Consider the following 7,180-nt stretch of genomic DNA (forward strand, 5'->3'; position numbering starts at 1 on the left):
TCCAAGCAAGCCCAACGCGCACCGGGCGGATTTTCATCCCGCGCGGGCTGGAGCGCCGCTCGGGTCAGCCCAGCAGCCGCTGTTCCTTCGCCACCGCCACCGCCCCCGCGCGCGTGTCCACGCCGAGCTTGTCGTAGATGCGGCCCAGGTGGGTCTTGACCGTGGCCTCGCTGATGAACAGCGCCTTGGCGATCTCCCGGTTGCCGAGGCCCTGGGAGAGCTTGCCGAGGATCTCCCGCTCACGGTCGGTGAGTGTGGGGCGCGGGTTGCGCATGTTGGCCATCACACGCCCGGCGATCGGCGCCGAGAGTGCCGTACGGCCCTGGGCGGCGGCGTGGATCGCGGCGAACAGTTCCTCCGGGCGCTCGGCCTTGAGGAGGTAGCCGGTCGCGCCGGCCTCGATCGCTCTGGTGATGTCCGCGTCGGTGTCGTAGGTGGTCAGCACCAGCACGTGCGGGCCGCCGCCGCGGCCCGAGGTCAGCCGCCGGGTGGTCTCCACGCCGTCGATGCCCTCGCCGAGCTGGAGGTCCATCAGCACCACGTCCGGGGCGAGCTTCGCGGCGAGCGCGAGGGCCTCCTCGCCGGTGCCGGCCTCGCCGACGACCTCGATGTCCGGGGCGCTGTCGAGGAGGGCGAGCAGCCCCGCCCGCACGACGGCGTGGTCGTCGCAGAGCAGGATGCGGACGGTCATGGGCGGCTCTCCAGAGGATCACGGCGGGCAGTCATGGGCGGCTCTCCAAGAGGTCGCGGCGAACGGTCACGGGCAGCCCCGAGGGGACCACAGCGGACAGTCATCGGCAGTCCTCCAAGGACTCGCGGGCGTTCCCTCGTCGGCAGCCCCCCGAGAGGTCGCGGCGAACGGTCATCGGCAGCCCCCCAGAGGATCACAGCGGACAGTCATCGGCAGTCCTCCGAGAACTCGCGGGCGTACCGTCGTCGGCGGCGGCCCCCAAGCGGTCGCGGTGATCAGTCATCGGTGGCCCTCCAGCGGAATCGCGGCGGACAGGACGGTGCCCTCCCCGGGCGCCGACTCGACGGTCAGGGTGCCGCCGAGCTGACGGACCCGCGCGCGGATCGCGGGCAGGCCGTGGCCGCGCACACCGGTCGGGGTGTCGGGCAGCGCCGCCGGGTCGAAGCCGTGGCCGTCGTCGGCGACGTCCAGGACGGCCTGGTCGTCGAGGAGGGTCAGGGTGAGCGCGGCGGTCGCGGCACCGGAGTGCTCCCGTACGTTGGCCAGGGCGCCCTGGGCGATGCGCAGCAGCGCGGACTGGACCCGGTCGGGCAGCTCGGGGGCGCGGCCGCCGTCGTCGACGTGCACGCGCACGGTGAGGCGGTCGCCGGACTCGCGGGCGGCGAGCGTGTGCAGCGCCTCGCCGAGGCCGCCGCCGCGGCTGAGGTCGGCAGGGGCCAGGTCGTGGACGAAGCGGCGGGCCTCGGTGAGGTTGTGCTCGGCGACGGACTCGGCGGTACGCACGTGCGCGCGTGCCTTGTCTGGATCGGACTCCCAGACCCGCTCCGCGGCCTGGAGCAGCATCTGCTGGCTGGACAGCCCTTGCGCGAGGGTGTCGTGGATCTCCATGGCGAGGCGCTGGCGCTCGGCGAGGGTGCCCTCGCGGCGCTCGGTGGCGGCCAGTTCGCGGCGGGTGCGCACCAGGTCGTCGATCAGGACACGCTGGCGGGCCGTCTGGCGTTCCATGTAGACGAAGACCGCGGTGGCCAGTGTGGCGACGGCCACCGGGCCGACGACCAGGTCCAGGTCGAAGCGGCTGGCCAGCTGGAGCTGGGCGACGATCACGAAGACGGTGAGCACACCGACGAGGACGTAGGCGGCGCGGGGCGGCAGCTGGCGCAGCGCCACATAGAAGAGCGGTACGGCCACCCAGGCGAAGCTGGGCGCCAGGGCGACGAGGACCTCCCACACCGCGACCGCGGCGCCGAGCCAGAACAGGCGCGGGGCGTTCCTTCGGCCCGCGGTGACGGCGGCCGGCCCGACGATGTAGAGCACGCCGAGGACCACGGCCAGCGTGATCACCCAGGGGGTACGGACGTCGCCCGCGTGGCGCTGGGCGAAGCGGGCCATCGCCGTCGCCAGCAGCACGAAGAAGGTGACGTGCATGACGACGGCCAGCCACCGGCTGTCCGGGTCGCCCGGGATCAGCCCCTCGTCGTCGTGCCGTGGTGTCCGCATTCCTCCAGTCTTCCCCTGCTCCCACAGCCCTGGGATCAACCGATCGGATGACCCCCGCGTCAGCCGTCCGGGCCGCTGTGACCAGCCGGAACGTCGACGGGCGGCGGGTGGGTCCGGGCCCACGATGGATGCACGGCGGACGTCGGCCCCACGACGCCGCACCGAGATCCCAGGAGTTGCTGAGCCATGAAGAAGTTCTCCCGTCGTGCCCGTGTCGCCACCGGCGGCGTCGTCCTCGCGGCCGTGGCCGCCGGCACGTTCGGTGCCGTCTCCGCCAACGCCTCGTCGACGGCCGTGCCCGCCCAGGCACCGGCCGCCGCCAAGTCCTCCGGCACCTTCACCTCCCGGCACCTGACGGTCGACGCCGCGACCGAGGCCGCCGAGGCCGTCCTGGACGCCGCGAAGAAGGAGAACCAGCGGGTGTCCGTCGCGGTCGTCGACCGCAACGGCAACACGATCGTGACGCTGCGCGGCGACGGCGCCGGTCCGCAGTCCTACGAGTCCGCGGTGCGGAAGGCGTTCACGGCCGTGTCGTGGAACGCCCCCACGTCGGAGCTGGCCAAGCGGCTGGAGCAGGCCCCGAACCTCAAGGACATTCCGGGGACCCTGTTCCTGGCGGGCGGCGCCCCGGTGACCGTCGCCAACGCGCCGGTCGCGGGCATAGGTGTCGCGGGAGCGCCCTCCGGTGACCTGGACGAGAAGTTCGCTCGTGCGGGTGTGGCCGCGCTGAACGACTGATCGCTTGCGTCCCGTTCTCGGAAGGGAGACTCCTCATGACCGCCGACCGTGACCTTCTCTCCGCCGCCGGGAGCGGTGACGTGCCCGCCGTGCGCGCGGCCCTCGCCGCCGGCGCCCGCGTCGAGGCGCGTGACGCGCACCGCCGCACGCCTCTCCTCCTCGCCGCCCTCGGTGACCATGTGCCCGCGGCGGAGGTACTGGTCGCCGCGGGCGCCGACCCGGACGCCCAGGACGACCGGGAGGACAGCGCCTGGCTGGTCACGGGCGTCACGGGCAGCGTGCGGATGATGCGCGCCCTGCTTCCGGCCGGACCCGACCTGACGCTGCGCAACCGGTACGGCGGGGTCTCCCTCATCCCCGCCGCCGAGCGCGGGCACGTCGACTATGTGCGAGCCGTTCTGCGCGAGACGGACATCGACGTCGACCATGTCAACCGGCTCGGCTGGACGGCCCTGTTGGAGGCCGTGATACTCGGCGACGGCGGTCGCGCGCACCAGGAAATAGTGGAACTGCTCATCACGGCGGGCGCCACCCCGGACCTGCCGGACGGCGACGGGGTCACCGCCCTGGAGCACGCCGAGCGCCGCGGCTTCACCGAGATCGCGGGCCTGCTGAGGGCCGTGCGGTGAGGCGAGGGGTCCTGGCCGCGGTGGCGGCTGCCGTGCTGCTCACCGGGTGCACGGCGGAGGGCGGCGTCTCCCCTCCTGCGCCGACGGCTTCCGCGGGGGCTTCGGCGCCTTCCGCGGGGGCTTCACCGGATGTCACGGAAGCTTCGGCGCCTTCCGCGGGAGCTTCGGCAGCTTCCGCAGGGGCTCCGCAGGAACCCGCTCTCCTCGTCACCGACTTCGGCGCGGACACCGTCACCTTCGTCGACCCGGCGGAGGGCCCCGTCGGCTCCGTCCGGGTCGGCACCGCCCCCTACGGCCTGGCCGTCGGCGAGGACGGACGCGCCTGGGTCGCCACGGCCGAGGGCGTCGCGGTCGTGGACACGCGGACGCGCCAGCGGCTGGCGGTCGTCCCGTACGGGACGGAGGGCCTGGGCGAGCCGGCCCACGGTGAGTACCGCGGCGGCGGCATGGGCATCGCCCTCTCCCCCGACGGCAAGCAGGTCTACGTGGGCGTCAACGTCCCCGGAGGCAACGGCACATTGGAGGTCATCGACACTCGCACCCTCAAGGTCACCGGCACGGCGGACACCGGCCGCCGCCCGTTCGACGTCGACGTCTCCCGCGACGGCCGGCACGTGTACGCCACCGACCACGACTCCTTCGACGTCACCGTCGTCGACACGGCCACGCTGGACACGCGCCGCATCGAGGTGGCGCCGTACGGCACACAGGGCGGCCTCGGCTCCTGGCTCAAGCCGCACTACACGGCCGTACGGCCCTCCGACGGCAGGCTGCTGCTGCCCTTCGAGGGGGAGAAGCTCGTCGTCGTCGACCCGGCGACCGGTCGATCGACCGTCGAGCCGATGACGGCCGACACCCACCAGCACGGCGTCACCGTCACCGCCGACGGCACGCTTCTGGTGGTGGGCACGGGCGCCGTGGACCCGTCCGACGGCGAGGGCCCCTCCCTGACCGTCCGCCGCCCCGACAGCCGGGAGAAGGTGATCCCCCTCGACGGCCCCCACGAGGACGTCGCCGTCTCCGCCGACGCCCGCACGGCCTACGTCACCGGCGGTTTCACCAGGGAGGGCTACTGGGACGGCATCACGGTCGTGGACCTGGACAGCGGGGAGACCCGTCGACTTCCGGCGGGGGAACGGCCGTTGGGGATAGGGATACTGTCGCCGCCTCGCTAGAGGCGCACGCGGAGGTAGTAGAAGCGGGTCGTCTGCACGCTGTTCTGGTTGTCGTCGCTGGCGAGGAGCACCTTCAGCGCGCCGCCCTTCCCGCGGCCCGTGACCGCCATGGCCTCGATGTTGTCCAGCAGCGGGTTCGGCTGCGGCTGCTTCGCCGTCGCGCCGAGGTCCGGGCAGTCGGCGAGGTCGGCGAGCAGGGTCTTCTTCACCAGGCGTACGCCGTGCTGCCCGGTGAGGTTCTCGACGGAGCGTGTGTCGGTGGCGCGGCGCGGGTCGGCGAGGTAGAGGCGGACCGTGTTGCCGACGCCGGAGGTGAATCCGCGTTCGAGGACGAGGAGTCGGCCGTCGGGCAGGGCCTGGACCTCGGGGACGCCGAGGCCGGTGTCGGTGCGGTAGGCGTACTGGGCGGAGAGCGCGAAGGCACCGTGGCGCCGGTCCCAGGTCTGGAAGCGGACGATGCCGGCCGCGTCGCCGCTCAGCGCGTACTCCATGGCGGCCAGCAGGGTCCGGCCGCCGGGCAGCATGGTCAGGCCCTCGAAGGTGCCGTTGGAGACGGCCCGCCCGGCGGGGGCGACCCGCAGCGCGTCCGGCACCGCAAGGCGCTCCAGGATGCGGCCGTCGGCGGAGTAGCGGCGGACGGCAGGCTCGCCCTCGCTGCTGATCAGCAGGGTGCCGGTGGGACGGTCGACGACCAGGCCCTCGGAGTCGAGGGCGGCGCCGCTTTCGTCGGCGAGCGGGACCACGCCCCGCGGGGCGAGCGTGCGGGCGTCCAGGCTGAACAGCGACGACCGGTCGGAGACGGCGGCGAGCGAGCCGTCGCGGGCCACCGCGAGCCCGGAGAAGTTCCCCACGAACGTGCCCTCGTACGTGGTCTTGTCGAGCGCGTCGGAGAAGCGGTCGATGGAGACGTGCGGAGAGCAGGCGTTGCGCTGCGGGGCGTGGCCGTAGGAGGGGCCGGCGGCGGACAGGCAGGTGGCCGCCGCCAGGGCCGCGGTGGCGGTCGCGAGTACGGTTCTCATGCGCATGGGCGCCACCGTAGGGCGGGTCGGTGACGGGCGGGAGGCCGCCAGGCGTCAACTCGCGGCGAGATCCCGGTGGATGACCTTGGCCACGCCCTGGATGGTCGCGATGCCGTAGTTCATGGTGCTGTTGCCGTGGGTCAGCACGGTGATCACGTAGTCGTGGCCGCCGCCCTTGAAGGTGCCGACGCTGTGCACCCGCCAGCCGTTGGTGGAGCGCTGGAGCCAGCCGTTCTTGACGTGCACGGCGACGTCGGAGGGGGCGCCGTAGGGCGTGCCCCAGCGCTGGGAGGAGACGACGGCGCCCATCAGTTTGCGGATGTACCGGCGGGAGTCGTCGGTGAGTACCGCGTTCCGGGCCGTGATCAGCTTCAGCAGCTTCTGCTCGTCGGTGACGGTGATCTGGGTCAGCCCCCAGTAGCCGTTGGCTCCGGGGACGGTCCGGGTCATGTCGGCCGCGGCGAGGAAGTGCTTCACCTTGGTCACGCCGAGCTGCTTCCACAGCCTGGTCGTGGAGGCGTTGTCCGACTTGGTGATCATGGCCGTGGCGAGGGACTTCTCGCGGCTGGTGAGGGCCCGCCCGGTCTTCTGCGCGTCCCACAGCAGGGTGGCGAGGACGGTGACCTTCACGACGCTCGCGGAGTCGTAGGCCTTGGACGGCCGCAGGGTGCACGTGGTGCCGGTCGTGCGGTCGTGGAGGCCGACCGCGACGGTGCCCTTGCGGGTGGCGAGGGCGGCGGTGATGTCCTTCTTCAGTTTGTCGGCGAGGCCCGCCCTGGTGGACGTACAGCTGACGCTCGGTGTCGTGGCCGCGGCGGCAGGCGTGACACCGGCCGCGCAGGCGACGAGCACCCCGCCCGCCACCCATCCGGCGCGTCTGGATATCCCGTGAATCATGACCTGTTGACTCGCACACGGGGCCGGAAGTTGTACGTACGTTCCAACAGAAGAGGGCCGGGGTAGTGCAGCAGGTATCGGCGGAGGGGGAGGGGGAGGGGTCCATGGCGGGGGACGGACGGAGCAAGGCGTATCTCTGCGGCCGGCTGTACGCGACACTGCACGCGCTGCGCATCCTCGGAACGGGAAGCAGCGAGCTGGCCCGGACGGGCAACCTCGACAAGGCGTCCGGCAACCCGCGCACCGAGTTGCGCAGGCACCTGCAGTCCGCGGGCGAGCACCTGGACGAAGCCGCCAGGAAGGACACCAAGCGGGCGGATGCCGCCGCCGAGGTCTTCCGCGCGATACCCGACCTGATCCCGCCCGGCGGACTCCCAGGCGGCGGCTTCGCCAACGGGGCCTCCGCGGACTTCGCCACCGGCTGGAGCGATCAGCTGTCCGAGTACAAGAAGAAGTTCCCGTCGCTTTTGGAGTAGCGCGGAGCCACACAATGCCGAAGCCGAGAGTCGGCGCACACCCGAAGGCCGGCCCCAT

Annotated in this window: 8 protein-coding genes; 4 read left to right on the forward strand and 4 right to left on the reverse strand. The window is 72.7% G+C overall.

The window, feature by feature from the left end; genetic code table 11:
- Window positions 1–64: 64 nt before the first annotated feature.
- Complete coding sequence (locus tag ICC28_RS36310; RefSeq protein ID WP_188293095.1) at window positions 65–691, reverse strand: response regulator; 627 nt, start codon at window positions 689–691, stop codon at window positions 65–67.
- A gap of 279 nt (window positions 692–970) precedes the next feature.
- On the reverse strand, window positions 971–2,188 hold the full coding sequence (locus tag ICC28_RS36315; protein WP_188293096.1) for a sensor histidine kinase: 1,218 nt from the start codon (window positions 2,186–2,188) through the stop codon (window positions 971–973).
- A gap of 186 nt (window positions 2,189–2,374) precedes the next feature.
- Between ICC28_RS36315 and ICC28_RS36320 the strand changes: the two genes are divergently transcribed.
- The 3 genes from ICC28_RS36320 to ICC28_RS36330 are packed head-to-tail and all read left to right on the forward strand — an operon-like array spanning window position 2,375 to window position 4,730.
- Complete coding sequence (locus ICC28_RS36320; RefSeq protein ID WP_188293097.1) at window positions 2,375–2,926, forward strand: GlcG/HbpS family heme-binding protein; 552 nt, start codon at window positions 2,375–2,377, stop codon at window positions 2,924–2,926.
- A gap of 35 nt (window positions 2,927–2,961) precedes the next feature.
- Window positions 2,962–3,555: an ankyrin repeat domain-containing protein gene (locus tag ICC28_RS36325; RefSeq protein ID WP_188293098.1), complete on the forward strand. Its 594-nt coding sequence runs from the start codon at window positions 2,962–2,964 to the stop codon at window positions 3,553–3,555.
- Window positions 3,552–4,730 carry a YncE family protein gene (locus tag ICC28_RS36330; RefSeq protein WP_188293099.1) on the forward strand — a complete coding sequence of 393 codons (1,179 nt, stop codon included), beginning with the start codon at window positions 3,552–3,554 and terminating at the stop codon, window positions 4,728–4,730. Before ICC28_RS36325 ends, ICC28_RS36330 begins: the two co-directional genes overlap by 4 nt.
- Here the strand turns inward: ICC28_RS36330 and ICC28_RS36335 are convergent.
- Entirely contained in the window at window positions 4,727–5,755 is a 1,029-nt protein-coding gene (locus ICC28_RS36335) for an esterase-like activity of phytase family protein (RefSeq protein ID WP_188293100.1), read from the reverse strand. The genes ICC28_RS36330 and ICC28_RS36335 overlap by 4 nt on opposite strands.
- Before the next feature lie 48 nt (window positions 5,756–5,803).
- Window positions 5,804–6,646, reverse strand: coding sequence for a serine hydrolase (locus tag ICC28_RS36340; RefSeq protein WP_188293101.1), 843 nt, complete (start codon window positions 6,644–6,646; stop codon window positions 5,804–5,806).
- Window positions 6,647–6,750: 104 nt separating this feature from the next.
- Here ICC28_RS36340 and ICC28_RS36345 point away from each other — a divergent pair, with 104 nt between their 5' ends.
- The gene (locus ICC28_RS36345) at window positions 6,751–7,122 is read left to right on the forward strand and encodes a hypothetical protein (RefSeq protein ID WP_188293102.1); all 372 of its coding nucleotides are present in this window, start codon (window positions 6,751–6,753) and stop codon (window positions 7,120–7,122) included.
- Window positions 7,123–7,180: the final 58 nt, after the last annotated feature.

Origin of the sequence: Streptomyces sp. TRM68416, from assembly GCF_014596915.1 — a bacterium.
In the GTDB taxonomy this organism is placed as follows: domain Bacteria; phylum Actinomycetota; class Actinomycetes; order Streptomycetales; family Streptomycetaceae; genus Streptomyces.

Bases quoted from the DNA above. Each gene is read 5' to 3' on its own strand.
- ICC28_RS36310 (WP_188293095.1), bottom strand. From the start codon at position 691: ATGACCGTCCGCATCCTGCTCTGCGACGACCACGCCGTCGTGCGGGCG.
- ICC28_RS36315 (WP_188293096.1), bottom strand. From the start codon at position 2,188: ATGCGGACACCACGGCACGACGACGAGGGGCTGATCCCGGGCGACCCG.
- ICC28_RS36320 (WP_188293097.1), top strand. From the start codon at position 2,375: ATGAAGAAGTTCTCCCGTCGTGCCCGTGTCGCCACCGGCGGCGTCGTC.
- ICC28_RS36325 (WP_188293098.1), top strand. From the start codon at position 2,962: ATGACCGCCGACCGTGACCTTCTCTCCGCCGCCGGGAGCGGTGACGTG.
- ICC28_RS36335 (WP_188293100.1), bottom strand. From the start codon at position 5,755: ATGCGCATGAGAACCGTACTCGCGACCGCCACCGCGGCCCTGGCGGCG.
- ICC28_RS36340 (WP_188293101.1), bottom strand. From the start codon at position 6,646: ATGATTCACGGGATATCCAGACGCGCCGGATGGGTGGCGGGCGGGGTG.
- ICC28_RS36345 (WP_188293102.1), top strand. From the start codon at position 6,751: ATGGCGGGGGACGGACGGAGCAAGGCGTATCTCTGCGGCCGGCTGTAC.